Below are 15,512 nucleotides of genomic sequence, written 5' to 3'. Positions count from 1 at the left end.
AATGGAAAATTTAAGAAACATACCCAAAGCATTTTTTGGATTTTTAGTAGCTTCATTATTAATTTGGCTTCTTATTAACATGTCTAAAGAATACAGTTCTTCAGTTTCTTATAATGTAATTTACCAAGAATTACCTCAAAACAAATTGCTAGAAGAACAACCACAAGAAAACATAAATCTAGCAGTTAAAGCAACAGGTTTTAAATTATTTTCCGCAAATATTTCATCAAAAAAGATAGTACTTAAGACCGATAAGTTGCGTCAAAAAAATGCAACAGATTTTTATCTTTTACCTGAGAGTCAAAAGTTAGCGATACAAAAACAATTGGCTTCTGGCCTTACTTTAGAAGGTGTTTTACAAGACACAATATTTTTAAGAATTGGAAGTCTAGCCACAAAGAAAGTTCCGGTTATAGCAAATTTAAATTTGCAATTTTTACCAGGTTATAATTTGTCTGAAAAAGTGGAAATTAAACCTGATAGTATTTCTGTTTCTGGACCAGAATTTCAGTTAAAGAGTATTCAGGATATTGCAATAAATTCATTTGAAATAGAAAATTTAAATACAGATTTTTCTAAAAAGGTATCGTTAAAATTACCTACAAACGTTGTAAATACTAAATTTAGTGCTACATCAGTTACTATATCTGGAAAAGTAGATAAATTTACTGAAGGTAGTTTTGAAGTTCCTTTTAAAGTTGAAAATGTTCCGTTTGGCACTACATTAAATACATTTCCCAAAACAGTAAAAGTTACTTATATAGTTGGACTTAAAAACTTTGGAAAAGTAACAGCAAGTTCCTTTGAAGTTGTTTGTGATTATAAACAAGCAATAGAAAATGAGCTATCTTATTTAATTCCGAAGGTCCATATAAAATCAAGTGAAGTTTCTTCGGTAAAAGTTACGCCAGATAAAATTGAATATCTAATACATAAATAATGGTAGTTGGTATAACAGGCGGAATTGGAAGTGGTAAATCTACCGTTTTAAAACTTTTTAAAGAGTTAGGTAACATTGCAACCTATATTGCAGACAAAGAAGCTAAAGACTTAATGAACACTTCCAAAGTGATACAAGAAAAACTTGTTTTAGAATTTGGAGAAGAAGTTTATCTAAATAATAAATTAAACAGACCTTTTTTAGCTAATATTGTTTTTAAGAACAAAGAAAAATTAGCAGTTTTAAATGAAATTGTACATCCGGTTGTATACAATCATTTAGAAAATTTCATTAAAAATAATATAGACAAAGATTATATTTTATATGAAAATGCAATTCTTTTTGAAAATGGAAGCGATGTATTTTGCGATAAAATAATTACAGTAACTGCGCCAGAAGAAGTAAAGATAAATCGAGTTATTTCTAGAGATAAAACTTCTGAAAAAGAAGTGAGAAATAGAATGAAAAATCAATGGAAAGACAGTAAGAAAATACTACAATCAAATTACATTATTTGTAATGTTTCTTTAGAAGAAACTAAAGGAAAAGTCTTAAAAATCCATAATAAATTAACACAAAACCTACTTTAGGTTAGAAAATATGTATTTTTTTTGTTAAAATACTCTTAAAACTACAGTATTTTTGTTAATCAACGTTAAAAACCATTTTTGTTAATTTTTAATGCCCTAATTTTGAATAATGAGTAAGAAAATCTTCATTCTTATTGTTGCTTTAATGAGCATATCTTTAATAGGTATTATTGCTGTCCAGGTTTATTGGATTAATGATGCAATTGCTAGTAAGCAAAAGCAATTTAAGAGTGATGTTACAGTTGCTTTGGCAGGAGTTTCTGAAAGTATAAAAGAAAGGGAAGAGTCATTATTTATTCAGGAAAATAATATGCTTCTTAAAAACTATAAGTTTTTTACCGATGCAGAAATGAAAAGTTTTCTATTTGAAAAAATAGATACAATGGGTCGAGAAAAAATTACTTTTGGAGCTACAATTTTAGAAGAGAATTTTAAAATACCAGCAGGTTTTTTAGGAGATGATGAAGTAATTTTAAAAAGATATTCTGGCAAAGAAGATACATTTCATTCTAAATTGGTTAAAAGTGAAAACGGTAAAGAGTTTAAACCTATATTAGATGAGAAGAGGTTTAGTGTATTTAAAGATTATTCAAGTTTACAAAGACAACAATTTGTAAATATTTTTAGTCAAATGAAGAATCTAAAGCCTATTCATCAAAGGATAAGAAATAGGGAACTTAATACAATTATTCAAGAAGAATTAGCAAAACGTAATATATTACAAGGATTTAAGTATGGAGTTTATGATAATGGTTTAGCAACACCTTTAAAATCAGGTTATTTTAAAATTCAGCCAAATGAAGGTTTTTATTATCCACTTTTTGAAGATGAAAATGGAAACAGTAACTATAAGTTATACGTAACGTTTCCAGAAGGTAAGAAAGAGTTGTTATCTGGCTTAATGTCAATTTTATTGCTCTCAATATTTTTTATATTTATTATTATAGTAGCATTTTCAAGTTCATTATATCAATTAATACGTCAAAAGAAAATATCAGAAATAAAAACTGATTTTATAAATAACATGACGCATGAGTTTAAAACACCTATTGCAACCATAAATTTAGCATTAGACGCCATTAAAAATCCAAAGATTATTAATGACGAAGACAAGGTTAAAAGGTATGTTAACATGATTCGTGAAGAGAACAAAAGAATGCACGGTCAGGTAGAAAGCGTTTTAAGAATATCTAGATTAGAAAAAAATCAGTTAGATATTAGTAAGGAAGCAGTAGATGTAACAGACATAATAGAAGACGCAATAGAGCATGTAAATTTATTATTGCAAGATAGAAAAGGTTCAATTAAAACAACATTCAAAGCCATATCAACAGAAGCGTTGGGTAACGAATTTCATTTAACAAATGTTGTAGTAAATATGTTAGAGAATGCATTAAAATATTCCGAAGACAAACCTAAAATAGAAGTAATAACAGAAAGCACTAATAAATTCTTTATTTTTAAAATAAAAGATGAAGGAATAGGAATGAGTAAACAAGCACAAAAAAATGTGTTTAATAAATTTTATAGAGAACAAAAAGGTAATATACACGACGTAAAAGGCCATGGTTTAGGTTTAGCCTACGTAAAAGAAATAGTAGAAAACCATCACGGAACAGTTTTTGTGGAAAGTGAGAAAGGAAAAGGAAGCACGTTTACAGTAAAACTACCATTAATTTAAACAAATATTATGGGCATTAAAAAAATATTATTAGTAGAAGACGATCCAAACTTTGGAACAGTTTTAAAAGATTATTTAGCATTAAATGATTACAATGTAACACATGCTAAAGATGGTATTGAAGGATTAATTATGTTTAAAAACTCAGATTACGATTTGTGTATTTTAGATGTAATGATGCCTCGTAAAGATGGTTTTTCATTAGCAAAAGACATTAGAGTAACCAATAAAGAAGTGCCAATTATTTTCTTAACTGCAAAAACGCTAAAAGAAGATGTACTAAAAGGTTACCAAGCAGGAGCAGACGATTATTTAAATAAACCGTTCGATTCTGAAGTTTTATTACACAAAATTAAAGCAATTTTACAACGTAAAGAAAACGAAACAAGTACAGATACTGAGCAGTTTGAGTTCAATATTGGTAAATTTTTCTTTAATTCTAAATTGCGTCATTTATCTGTTGGAGAAACTGCAGAACCGCAAAAACTATCACCAAAAGAAAGTAAATTGTTACGTATGTTGGCAATCCATAAAAACGATTTAATGCCAAGAGAATTAGCATTAACAAAGATTTGGAGAGATGATAACTACTTTACTTCTAGGAGTATGGATGTTTACATTGCTAAACTACGTAAGTATTTAAAACTAGACGAAAATGTGGAGATTTTAAACATTCACGGAGAAGGATTTAGATTAGTAGAAAAAGCTTAAAACACTTTTTTTAGAAGCTATTTCCCGCTTTTCGTTATATCTTTTGCAAAAAAAGCAAAAGGATGCCACTACAATCGGGGCTAAGCAATTTTACTGTCAATAATAATAAAAGAAACTTTCAGCTTGTATATAAGGCTGAAAGTTTTTACTTTTAACTAAAACCTAGAACTTGGCAGAATTTATAAAAATATACAACGACAATCCTAACCCTAAGGAAATAGAAAAAGTAGTAAAAGTGCTACAAAAAGGCGGATTAGTAATTTATCCAACCGATACGGTTTACGGTTTAGGTTGCGATATTACAAGTACAAAAGCCTTAGAAAAGATTGCTAAAATTAAAGGAGTAAAGCTAGAAAAAGCAAACTTTTCATTTATTTGCAACGATTTAAGTCACCTTTCAGACTACGTAAAGCAAATAGATACAGCAACGTATAAAATTTTAAAACGTGCCTTACCTGGACCTTATACTTTTATTTTACCAGGAAGTAATTCGTTGCCAAAAGTATTCAAAAAAAGAAAAACAGTAGGAATTAGAATTCCAGATAATAACATTGCACGTGCAATTGTTGAAGCTTTAGGAAACCCAATTGTATCAACATCTATACATGATGAAGATGAAGTGTTGGAATACACAACAGATCCAGAATTAATTTTCGAAAAATGGCAAAAGCAAGTAGATTTGGTTGTTGATGGTGGTTTTGGAGATAATTACGCATCTACAGTTATAGATTTAACTACAGATGAACCCGAAGTTATAAGAGAAGGAAAGGGTAGTTTAGATATTTTATAATGCCAAAGATTGAATTAGAAACGTTAATAAAAACTGATAATATCGAAGTTGTTTTCGATTTAATTAGAAGTATAGATTTACATAAAATATCAACTAAAAATTCTAATGAGCAAGCAATAGCAGGTAAAACATCTGGTTTAATTTCTTTAGGCGAAACAGTTACTTGGAGAGCAAAACATTTAGGTGTTACTCAAGAATTAACATCTATTATTACAGATTATCAATCACCAACTTTTTTTGCAGATGAAATGGTTAAAGGAGCTTTTAAAAGTTTTAGACATGAACATTATTTAAAAATAGTTGATAGTAATGTAATAGTTAAAGATGTCTTTGAATACAAATCACCTTTTGGTTTTTTAGGAAAACTAGCCGATTTTCTATTTCTAAAAAAATACATGACAAATTTTTTAATTGAAAGAAACGAGGTAATAAAAGAATTTGCGGAAACTGAAAAGTGGAAATTAGTTTTAAAAGAATAATTACTTTAAATCTTTAAATTTCTTTCTTCCCAATCCAAAGTATTGCCAAACCACAGAAGTATGTAAGTTATACTCATAACGACGTTGTAATTTTCTACGTTTATTAAAGAATTTAAAAAAGTTTTTGTAGAAACTAAAATGCGCTTTTATAATTGCCCAAGTGTGTATTGGTCTTAGTTCAAATAAGAATTTTATTCCTGCAATTCCGTCTAAAATTAAACGAGAAAAAACCACAAATAAAAACCATTGTGTAGGTACATTTTTTACAACAGTTAGTAAACTATTTCTGAAATTTAAGTAGGTTTTATGCGGATTACTTTCTTGTAAAGTTGCGCCACCAACATGATAAACACTTGAAGTTCCAACATATTTAATGTTAAAACCTTCGTTTTGTGTACGCCAACATAAATCAATTTCTTCTTGGTGTGCAAAATAATCTTCATCGAAACCACCTAATTGATGATATACTTTAGAGCGTATGAAAAAACAAGCTCCAGAAGCCCAGAAAATTTCTGAAACATCATTGAATTGTCCGTTGTCGGTTTCTAAATCATTAAAAACTCTACCACGACAATACGGATAACCATATAAATCTACAAAACCGCCACCTGCGCCAGCATATTCAAATTTAGATTTGTCTTTAAAATCTAATAATTTTGGCTGAATAATAGCCGTTTTTTCTTCTTCTTTAAAAACTTGTAGAATAGGAGCAAGCCAATTTTTGGTAACTTCTACATCTGAGTTTATTAAGCAATAAATATCTGCATCTATATGTTGTAAAGCATCGTTGTAACCTTTTGCATAACCTGTATTTGTTGGGTTTTGTACAATTTTTACGGTTGGGTAATTTTCTCTTACAAAAGAAATTGAATTATCGGTAGATGCATTGTCGGCAACATAAATAGTAGCTTCTGGTGAATTAAAATTCACAATTGAAGGTAAAAACTGTTCTAGTAGTTTTTCTCCATTCCAATTTAATATGACTATTGCTGTTTTCAAGGTTGCAAAATTAAGCTTTTAAGTCGGTTTAAAAGTTTAAATTTTTCATAATAATTGAATAGCTTTTTAGCGTATGTAATTGCTGTGGAGGTAGTAATCTTTATTAGAATTCTTTAGGTAAAAAGAAATAGTACCAAGCAATTGCAAGTACACGCGTTAGCGATTGAAACGGCATCCTTTTTATGCTAAACTTGTTTAAATGTCTATCATAAATAATAAAAACACCTATAAATAATAACAGATACTGAAATAAATTCGGCATAAAAAGATATAGTGGAAAGCGCGACCCTTGTGGTAACGCCCAAAAAAAATTATTTGTAATTAGGTATTTCCTTTAGAAAGATATAAGTTTCGTTTTCAAAATCCATTTTGCAGTAAAAATGCTCCAATCCGTTGGTTACAATTAAGTAATTGGCATTTAATTTTAAGTTATAACGCGCAATTTGATCAAAAGTATCTTGTGTTATTTTAATTTTTGGCGCCTTGCATTCTACAATAATATCTGGTTTTCCTTGGGCATTAAAAATTAAAATATCGGTTCTTTTTTTACGATTGTTAATGGTTAACTGTTTTTCTATGGCAATTAAAGAAATTGGATACTTCTTTTCTTCAATTAGATACATAACAAAATGTTGACGCACCCATTCTTCTGGAGTTAAAACCACATTTTTTTTTCTCAATTTATCAAAAATAAGCGTCTTATTTTCGTTACTTTTGAGCTTAAACGGATATGTAGGAAGATTGAGTTTTTGCATTAATCAAAAGTACTTAAAAATCAGTTATGATACATTTATTAGTTGGCAATACTGGCGCAGGTAAATCTACGTATGCCAATGCGTTAAAACTTGAAATAAATGGCGTGGTTTTTACTTTAGATAAATGGAATAAAATATTGTTTTTTCCTGATAAAACGGATAAAGATGGTTTGGAATGGTTTTTAGAACGAATTGATAGAGCAGAGTTTTTAATGCAAGATTTAATTTTACAGTTAGAAAGAACTGGTGTAGATGCTATTTTAGATGTTGGTCTTTCTAAATTTAAACATAGAGAAAAGTTTAGGCAATTTGCTAAAGAAAATAATATTGAAGTTAAAACTCATTTTTTAGACATTCCAAAAGAGGTAAGAAGAGAGCGTATAGTACAACGTAATTTAGAAAAAGGGGCAACTTTTGAGTTTGAAGTAAGCGAAGATAATTTTGAGTTTATGGAGAATTGGTTTGAAACTCTTACAGAAAAAGAGTTGTTAAACGCTTTAATTATAAAAGAATAATGAACGAAGTAAAACATATAGTTTCTGATATAAAAAATGGAAACATTAAACCCATTTATTTTTTAATGGGAGACGAAGCTTATTATATTGATAAGATTTCTGAATATATTGAAAAAAACGTGTTAGATGAGTCTGAAAAAGGCTTTAATCAGGTAGTTATGTACGGAAGAGATGTTACTGTAGAAGAGATAGTTTCTTCTGCAAAACGCTATCCGATGATGGCAGAACGCCAAGTTTTAATTGTAAAAGAAGCACAAGATTTAGCGCGTACAATTGATAAGTTAGAGAGTTATGCTGCCAATCCGCAACCTACAACGGTCTTAGTTTTAAACTACAAATACAAGAAATTAGACAAACGTAAAAAAGCTTACAAAGCTATTGCTAAAAATGGACTGATTTACGAAAGTAAGAAGTTGTATGAAAATCAGGTTTCTGATTGGATCCGTAGAGTTTTAAGCGGAAAAAAATATCAAATTGAGCCAAAAGCGTCTCACATGTTGGTGGAGTTTTTAGGAAACGATTTGAGTAAAATTTCTAATGAATTGGATAAATTAACGTCGGTTTTACCAGTTGAAACGATAATTACACCAATTCATATTGAAGAAAATATTGGGATTTCTAAAGACTTTAATAATTTTGAATTACTAAAAGCAATTGGCGATAAAAATGTGGTAAAAGTGAACAGAATAATTAATTATTTCTGTGAAAACCCAAAGAAGAATCCAACTATTGTAACTATTTCTACGTTAAATGGTTTTTTTACAAAGCTATTATTATATCACGGTTTAAAAGATAAATCGAAAGCAAATATAGCACGAAGTTTAGGCGTAAATCCTTATTTTGTTGGGGATTATACAACAGCTGCTAAAAGTTTTCCTATGCGAAAAGTAGCACAAGTTATTGCAATGTTACGTGATGCAGATGTTAAAAGTAAAGGTGTTGGCGCAAACCAAAGTCAAAGTGATATTTTAAAAGAGTTATTATTTAAGATTTTACATTAAAAGGAAATAATTATTTCTGCTAATATTTAATCTAATTTTTAAGTATAATTAAATCACTTTCGCTAACGTTGTTGTATATGGTTTGTTGCGTGTTTCAAGCAACTAAATTAGTAAATAATTACCGACCAAGAAAGTCCGCGAGGACTTTCGTAAGTAGGGAAGAAGCCAGCAATAAATTATATACGGTGTTGTAAGTAGTTTTAATTCTTATTTTTTATTTCATTAATTAAAAATGTAACTGTCGAACTTTTAGAGCATTTTATTGCGTTAATTATTGTTATAATTGACCAGATAATTGTTGCAACTAAACCTAAAATAAAAATTGCTTTCCAAACTTCTTTTTCAACTCCCCAAAACAACTTAAATTCTGCTGTTAATAATACTATCAGAATTGTAAGTAACAATGAAACGGGCGTTAACCATCCTTTTATTTTATTCAGTTTTGATAAATGTTTTAATAAAATATTTTCCAATTTATCTTCAGTAATTTCTATAAGTTCAGATTGAGTATTAATTCTAACTTGGCTCACAAATTTATCTATAGGATTGAATCCGCTGTTATTTTCCATCTTCAACCTCCTCTCCTAAATAAAATGTATAATTAATAGACTTACTTAATTCATTAACAGAGTAAACTCTATAGTTCAAATAAAGCTTTCGATTTTCTAAATGTCCTAAATGTAGCAATTCAACATTTCCTACTCCCAAATTAGTTTTGGCATTAACTAGGGTAATTGTCATAGTTTTATCTTCAGGAAACCCAAATTCCATATTTGGGTCTTTAACTTTTTCATCATCTCTAAAATTTATTATAAGTTTTAAAGAGGAATGATGTTCAGGAAATTGAAATTCAATAGGCTCTCCTATAATTCCAACTACTGTTCCTGAATATAAAACATCATAAATTCCGGATTTAATTTTCATTTTTCATAGTTTTTTGTAAATTACTTACAATGTTAGTCTGACATATGCGTCGTTTTAATGACTTATATTCAACGTTAGCGAAGTTATCGTTTTTAATTGAAAATATCAACAGTTAAAACCACCTTATTGTATAAAAAAAAACCTCGCAAATTGCGAGGTTTTTTATAGGATTTAAAGAAATATATTATCTGTTTTCAACTCCATCTACAACAATACGAGCTTCTCTGTTAGCAACTTCCCAAGCAGTATGGAAAACCAAACGCGTACGTTTTTCTAACATTTCGTAGTTAATTTTGTCTGGAGTATCACTTGGTCTGTGATAATCTGCATGTGTTCCGTTAAAGTAAAAAATAATTGGAATACCATGTTTTGCAAAGTTATAATGGTCAGAACGGTAATAGAATCTATTTGGTTCGTCTTCAGCATTATACTTGTAATCTAAATCTATATTTGTGTATTTTTTATTTACAGCCTCAGAGATGTTGTGTAAGTCTGTACTTAACTTATCTGAACCAATTAAATATACATAATTAGGATTTCCTTTGTGATCTGCATCAACTCTACCAATCATATCAATATTTAAATCGGTAACTGTATTTGCTAAAGGGAAAAGTGGGTTTTCAGAATAGTATTTAGAACCTAATAATCCTTTTTCTTCACCTGTTACGTGTAAAAATAACATAGAACGTTTTGGACCTTTTCCTGCGTCAGCAGCTTTTTTAAATGCTTCAGCAATTTCTAACATGGCAACTGTTCCAGAACCATCATCATCTGCTCCGTTATAAATTTCTCCATCTTTTATACCTTCATGATCTAAATGAGCAGAAATAACTACAATTTCATCAGGCTTTTCTGTTCCTTTAATAAAAGCAACAACATTTTCTGAGTCTTTTAATTTTCCTCTTCTTGCGTTTTTGTTCAACCATTCTGCAGGAACTTCTTGAAAATAATCGTCTCCACCAATTGGAGATTTAATTCCTTGGTTTACGTAGAAGTTTTTTAAATACTCAACAGCTTTTTTCTGTCCAGGTTCACCTGTATTTCTTCCTTCAAATTCATCAGAAGCATATATAAATAGGTGATTTCCTAAATCTTTTGCTGTAATTGTAGCTGCGTATTTTTGTGCTTGATCTACGTTTGCATCATTGTCAGAATTTGATGCTTCTTTACCAGATCCACATGCCATAAAAGCGAATGCGCAAGCTGAGTATAATAATTTTTTCATGCTGTTTTGTTGCGTTTAATTTACTTGGTTAAATGTAAATGTAACTTTTAGTTACATAAGTTTCAAATTTAATTCTTCTTAATGACGAATTGTTCTAAATTTTTGTTAAAATGAATTAAATTTTTAGGGAATAATGTATCAAATGCATTTTTATTTATCAATTCCTCAGAAGTTCCGCTATAGATTGTGTCTTCCGTTAGTAAAATACATTCATCTGCTAATTGAATAGCTAGGTTTACTTCATGTGTAGAAATTACAATTGTTTTTTGTGTAGTTTCCACTAACTTCTTTAAAAGTGAAAATATTTTTATGGTATGATGAATATCTAAATGTGCAGTTGGTTCATCTAAGATGATAATTTCTGTGTCTTGCGCCAAAGCTCTAGCAATTAAAACACGTTGTAATTGTCCGTCACTTAATTCGTAAAAACGTTTGTTTTTTAAATGCTCAATTTCAGTTTGTTCAATTGCTGTGTTTACTTTTTTAATATCTGTTTCCGATAAAGTATCAATCCAATTTGTATACGGTTGTCTTCCAAGTGCAATAAGTTCAAATACTGTTAATTGACTTTCTGGTAAACGTTCTGTTAAAACTAAACTTAGTGTAGTTGCTAATTCTTGATTTGTAAAATTTAATATATTCTTTTGGTTGATAAAAACATTTCCACTTAACGGATTCTGAACTTTAGAAAGTGTTCTTAATAAAGTAGATTTTCCGATTCCGTTTTTACCTAAAAGCGCAACAAATTTGCCTTTTTCTACAGATAAATTAATTTCTGAAGCAATAACAGTTTGTTGCTTTTTTGTTTGATAACCTATAGCTAAGTTTTCAGTTTTAAGAACGATATGTTTTTTTAATTCTTTAATTTTTGAATCTTTTAATATTACACAAATATTTTCTTTTTTCGAACTAACAACCAAATAACAACTGGCGCGCCAAATAATGAGGTAATTGCGTTAATTGGAAGCGTAAATTCACTTGTTGGTAATTGCGCAATTAAATCGCAAATTAACAAGGCAATTGCACCAATTAAAGCTGTTGCTGGTAATAATATTTTATGATTAGATGTTGAAAACACCATTTTTGCAATATGAGGAACCGCCAAGCCAACAAATGCAATTGGTCCAGAAAAAGCAGTGATAACTCCTGTTAATAAACTTGTAATCATTAAAATGATATTTCTACTTTTCTTGATATTGATTCCTAAACTCTTCGCATAATTTTCACCTAATAAATAACTGTTTAAAGGTTTTATAATTGAAAATGTTGCTGTAATTCCGATGAAATAAATGATGGCAAAAACAAGTATTTCATTCCAAGTTAGGTTGCCTAAACTTCCAAAACTCCAAAACATGTATTGTTGAATTTGAGCAGCTTCGCTAAAGTAGGCGAGTACTGATATAACTGCGGAAGTTAGTGAGCCAAACATTAATCCGATTATTAGAATTGACATGGTATTTCTAACTCTATTTGCTGTAATTATTACTGCGGAAAGCACTAAAAAAGCACCTAAACTTGCAGCAATTGCAATTGCCCAATTAGAAAATGCAATAGATAAAAAGACGCCACCAAAAAGACTTGAACCTAAAATTAATATTGCAACACCTAAACTTGCGCCAGATGAAATACCTAAAACAAAAGGTCCCGCAAGCGGATTTCTAAACAAGGTTTGCATTAATAAACCGCAAATAGATAAGCCAGAACCTACTAAGATTGCGGTAATTGCTTTTGGTAATCTAAAATTTAAAATGATTGTTTGCCAACTTTCTTTGGCTGGGTTTCCGCCAGACAAACTTTTTAAAATATCCTCAAACGGAATAGAAACTGACCCCAAACTGAGATTCACAAAGAAAAATACTAACAGTAAAACTGCTAATAAAATAAAGTGTTTTGTGTGTTTTTGTTGTTTCATTTTGTCATTCCTGCGCAAGCAGGAATCTATTTTAAGTTTGTTTGGATTCCTGCCTGCGCAGGAATGACAAGTTTACGAATAATTTTCTTCCAAAAATTCTACCAACTCTTTAATTGCAATTCCTCGATGCGAAATTTTATTTTTTTCTTCTGAAGACATTTCTGCAAAAGAACTTGTAAATCCGTTTGGTTTAAAAATAGGATCATATCCAAAACCTTTTTCGCCTTGTTTCTCTGATAGAATTTCACCTTTACAAATTCCGTTAAATAAAAACTGTTTGCCACTTAAATTTAAACAAACCGAAGTTCTAAATTGTGCTTTTCTATTGGTGTTGTTTTCTAATTCAGTCAATAATTTTTGCATGTTATTTTCTGAATTTGTTGGTTCTCCAGCATAACGAGCAGAATACACGCCAGGTTTATTGTCTAAACTTTCAACTTCTAAACCAGTATCATCAGCAAAACAATTATAGCCAAATTTTTGTGTAATATAATCGGCTTTAATTTTTGCGTTTCCGTCTAAAGTTGTTGCAGTTTCTTCAATTTCATCAAAACAATTAATGTCTTTTAAGCTCAATAGTTCTATTGAGTTTGGGAGCATTTTTTGAACTTCAGAAAGTTTATTTGTATTGTTTGTGGCGAAAACTAATTTCATATTTAACTCGATATAATTTTTAAAACCAATTCTTTGGTTAAAGGCTGCCCATTTGCCATTTTTTTAATGTTTTCAAAGGTGAAAACAAAATCGCAACCTGTTTTATAAGCAGAACAACCATAAGCAGTTTTTCCTTTTAAAATAGTTCCTTTTTTACACTTTGGACATGGAATTTTATTAGAAGAATTCTCTACTGCGCTCGAGGTGATAGTTTGCTTTTGTTCTAATTTTAGGTTGAAGTTTTCATCAAAACGAATCAATCCTTCAACTTTACCAGCATCGGTTTTAAAACCTTTTAAATTGGTTGTACAACCTTTGTCTATCAAACGTATAATTTGATTTTCAGATACTTTCTTTCCGTAAACTTCAAACGGAATTTTTAAATCGCAATTGTTTTTATATTCAGAACAACCAAAAGCAGAAGAACCTTTTAAAATGTGTCCTTTTTTACATTTCGGACAGGTTTTACCTGCAACTTGCTTAGATTTTGTTTTTTTAGTTTTTGGAGAAATCTTTTGAGACTTCTCGACTGCGCTCGAAGTAACAGCAGAAATTCTCTTTTTAGAAGTGTTAGAACGCACTTCATAGACCAATTCATCTACCATCTTCTTCATGTTCTTAATGAAGGTTCCCGCGTTAAAATCTCCTCTTTCAATTTCCTTTAAACGTTTTTCCCAACGTCCAGTTAACTCGGCAGATTTTAATAATTCGTTGTCAATAATATTAATTAAGTCAATACCAGTTTGCGTTGGTAAAACCAATTTTTTCTTACGTTCTATATATTTTCTTCGGAACAAAGTTTCAATAATACTTGCTCTTGTAGAAGGTCTTCCAATTCCGTTTTCCTTCATCAATTCACGCATTTCATCATCATCAACTTGCTTTCCAGCAGTTTCCATGGCGCGTAATAAACTTGCTTCCGTAAAATTTCTTGGAGGTTTTGTTTCCTTTTCTAAAAACGAAGGTTCGTGCGTTCCTTTTTCACCTTTTACAAAAGAAGGCAAAGTTAATTGTTGATTTAATTCCTTTTTAATTTTACTTTCTTCGGTTTCAAAAACAACGCGCCAACCTTTATTTATAATCTCTTTTCCTGTTGTTTTAAACGGAACATCGGCAGCTTTACCAATTACGGAAGTATTAGAAACATCTGAATCTGGATAAAAAACACCAATAAAACGTTTTGTAATGATGTCGTAGACTTGTTGTTGATTGTACTGTAAATTACTTTGAATTCCCGTAGGAATAATTGCGTGGTGATCGGTTACTTTTTTATCATCAAAAACACGTTTCGATTTCTTTATTTTACTACCTAAAAGTGGTTCGGTAAGTTTGCTATAGTTGGTTAATTTAGATAAAATACCTGCAACTTTCGGATATACGTCATTTGGTAAGAAAGTAGTATCAACTCTTGGATAGGTTACAACTTTCATTTCGTATAACTTCTGAACCATTTTTAAGGTTTCATCCGCAGAAAAACCGAATTTATTATTACAATACACTTGTAAACCTGTTAAATCAAACAGTTTTGGTGCGTATTCTTTTCCTTTCTTTTTGGTTACAGAAACAATTTCAAAATCAGATTCAGCAACTTTATTCGCTAAAACTTGTCCGTCTTCTTGCTTTAAAAAACGACCATCTTCGTAATTAAAAAGTGTATTTCTGTAGGTGGTTTGTAATTCCCAATACGGCTGTGGTTTAAAATCTCTAATTTCTTTAAAACGATTTACCAACATTGCTAGGGTAGGAGTTTGCACTCTTCCAACGGATAAAACTTGTTTAAATCCGCCAAACTTTACAGTATATAAACGTGTTGCGTTTAAGCCTAAAAGCCAATCTCCAATAGCTCTCGAGAATCCTGCGTAATATAAATTATCATATTGTTCAGCCGGTTTTAAATTTTTAAAACCTTCTTTAATAGCTTCTTCAGTAAGCGAAGAAATCCATAAACGTTGTACTTCTCCTTTGTAATTACATTGGTTAATTACCCAACGCTGAATGAGTTCTCCTTCTGTTCCTGCATCCCCACAATTGATAACAACATCTGCTTTTTCGAATAAAGATTTTACAATATTGAATTGCTTTTTAATTCCTGCATCGCCAGTAACTTTGGTGTCAAAACGTTCTGGTAACATGGGTAAGTTGTTTAAATCCCAACTTTTCCAATGCGGTTTATAATCTTTAGGTTCTAAAAGTGTGCATAAATGTCCAAACGTATAAGTAACCGCATAACCGTTTCCTTCGTAAAAACCATCACGTTTTGTGTTGGCTCCTAGAATACTAGCAATTTCTCTTGCTACACTTGGTTTCTCGGCAATACAGACTTTCATTGATTATTT

17 protein-coding genes are annotated in these 15,512 nt (G+C 30.1%); 8 read left to right on the top strand and 9 right to left on the bottom strand.

Annotated features, from left to right (window positions below):
• The first annotated feature begins 1 nt into the window (after position 1).
• The 6 genes from L1S33_RS12700 (at position 2) to L1S33_RS12675 (ending at position 5,191) form a co-directional block, all read left to right on the top strand.
• Positions 2-940, top strand: a complete 939-nt coding sequence (locus L1S33_RS12700; protein ID WP_240552532.1) for a CdaR family protein — start codon at positions 2-4, stop codon at positions 938-940.
• Complete coding sequence (gene coaE, locus L1S33_RS12695) at positions 940-1,530, top strand: dephospho-CoA kinase (protein ID WP_262914360.1); 591 nt, start codon at positions 940-942, stop codon at positions 1,528-1,530. Before L1S33_RS12700 ends, coaE begins: the two co-directional genes overlap by 1 nt.
• A 109-nt stretch (positions 1,531-1,639) precedes the next feature.
• On the top strand, positions 1,640-3,211 hold the full coding sequence (locus L1S33_RS12690) for a sensor histidine kinase (protein ID WP_240562607.1): 1,572 nt from the start codon (positions 1,640-1,642) through the stop codon (positions 3,209-3,211).
• Between the two features lie 9 nt (positions 3,212-3,220).
• On the top strand, positions 3,221-3,922 hold the full coding sequence (locus L1S33_RS12685; protein WP_240552530.1) for a response regulator transcription factor: 702 nt from the start codon (positions 3,221-3,223) through the stop codon (positions 3,920-3,922).
• A 169-nt stretch (positions 3,923-4,091) separates the two neighbouring features.
• Positions 4,092-4,712, top strand: a complete 621-nt coding sequence (locus L1S33_RS12680) for an L-threonylcarbamoyladenylate synthase (protein ID WP_240552529.1) — start codon at positions 4,092-4,094, stop codon at positions 4,710-4,712.
• Positions 4,712-5,191, top strand: a complete 480-nt coding sequence (locus L1S33_RS12675) for an SRPBCC family protein (RefSeq protein WP_240562606.1) — start codon at positions 4,712-4,714, stop codon at positions 5,189-5,191. The genes L1S33_RS12680 and L1S33_RS12675 overlap by 1 nt, the downstream gene beginning before the upstream one ends.
• On the opposite strand, the gene L1S33_RS12670 is transcribed toward L1S33_RS12675, so the two are convergent.
• Both L1S33_RS12670 and L1S33_RS12665 read right to left on the bottom strand, forming a co-directional pair.
• A complete protein-coding gene (locus tag L1S33_RS12670) occupies positions 5,192-6,190 on the bottom strand; it encodes a glycosyltransferase family 2 protein (RefSeq protein WP_240562605.1) in 999 nt (332 codons plus the stop codon).
• A 311-nt stretch (positions 6,191-6,501) separates the two neighbouring features.
• Entirely contained in the window at positions 6,502-6,945 is a 444-nt protein-coding gene (locus L1S33_RS12665) for a type I restriction enzyme HsdR N-terminal domain-containing protein (protein ID WP_240562604.1), read from the bottom strand.
• 26 nt (positions 6,946-6,971) lie between these two features.
• On the opposite strand from L1S33_RS12665, the gene L1S33_RS12660 reads away from it, so the two are divergent.
• Together L1S33_RS12660 and holA are read left to right on the top strand one after the other, a co-directional pair.
• Positions 6,972-7,460: an AAA family ATPase gene (locus L1S33_RS12660; protein ID WP_240562603.1), complete on the top strand. Its 489-nt coding sequence runs from the start codon at positions 6,972-6,974 to the stop codon at positions 7,458-7,460.
• Complete coding sequence (gene holA, locus L1S33_RS12655; protein WP_240562602.1) at positions 7,460-8,461, top strand: DNA polymerase III subunit delta; 1,002 nt, start codon at positions 7,460-7,462, stop codon at positions 8,459-8,461. Before L1S33_RS12660 ends, holA begins: the two co-directional genes overlap by 1 nt.
• Before the next feature lie 200 nt (positions 8,462-8,661).
• On the opposite strand, the gene L1S33_RS12650 is transcribed toward holA, so the two are convergent.
• The 7 genes from L1S33_RS12650 to L1S33_RS12620 all read right to left on the bottom strand — a co-directional run bounded on the left by L1S33_RS12650 (position 8,662) and on the right by L1S33_RS12620 (position 15,503).
• Positions 8,662-9,030 (bottom strand): hypothetical protein, encoded by a 369-nt coding sequence (locus tag L1S33_RS12650; RefSeq protein WP_240562601.1) that lies wholly within the window; start codon positions 9,028-9,030, stop codon positions 8,662-8,664.
• Positions 9,020-9,385, bottom strand: a complete 366-nt coding sequence (locus L1S33_RS12645) for a DUF6864 domain-containing function (RefSeq protein ID WP_240562600.1) — start codon at positions 9,383-9,385, stop codon at positions 9,020-9,022. Before L1S33_RS12645 ends, L1S33_RS12650 begins: the two co-directional genes overlap by 11 nt.
• 184 nt (positions 9,386-9,569) lie before the next feature.
• Entirely contained in the window at positions 9,570-10,610 is a 1,041-nt protein-coding gene (locus tag L1S33_RS12640; RefSeq protein WP_240552523.1) for a M28 family metallopeptidase, read from the bottom strand.
• Positions 10,611-10,678: 68 nt separating this feature from the next.
• Complete coding sequence (locus tag L1S33_RS12635) at positions 10,679-11,476, bottom strand: ABC transporter ATP-binding protein (protein WP_240562616.1); 798 nt, start codon at positions 11,474-11,476, stop codon at positions 10,679-10,681.
• Between the two features lie 17 nt (positions 11,477-11,493).
• Positions 11,494-12,522, bottom strand: a complete 1,029-nt coding sequence (locus L1S33_RS12630; protein WP_240562599.1) for a FecCD family ABC transporter permease — start codon at positions 12,520-12,522, stop codon at positions 11,494-11,496.
• A 72-nt stretch (positions 12,523-12,594) separates the two neighbouring features.
• A complete protein-coding gene (locus tag L1S33_RS12625; protein ID WP_240562598.1) occupies positions 12,595-13,176 on the bottom strand; it encodes a non-canonical purine NTP diphosphatase in 582 nt (193 codons plus the stop codon).
• A 2-nt stretch (positions 13,177-13,178) separates the two neighbouring features.
• A complete protein-coding gene (locus L1S33_RS12620; RefSeq protein WP_240562597.1) occupies positions 13,179-15,503 on the bottom strand; it encodes a type IA DNA topoisomerase in 2,325 nt (774 codons plus the stop codon).
• Positions 15,504-15,512 lie beyond the last annotated feature (9 nt).

It is taken from the genome of Tenacibaculum aquimarinum (genome assembly GCF_022478115.1).
Lineage (GTDB): Bacteria > Bacteroidota > Bacteroidia > Flavobacteriales > Flavobacteriaceae > Polaribacter > Polaribacter aquimarinum_A.
The sequence above is the reverse complement of the archived record's forward strand: the minus strand, read 5'-3'. Positions and strand labels throughout refer to the sequence as shown.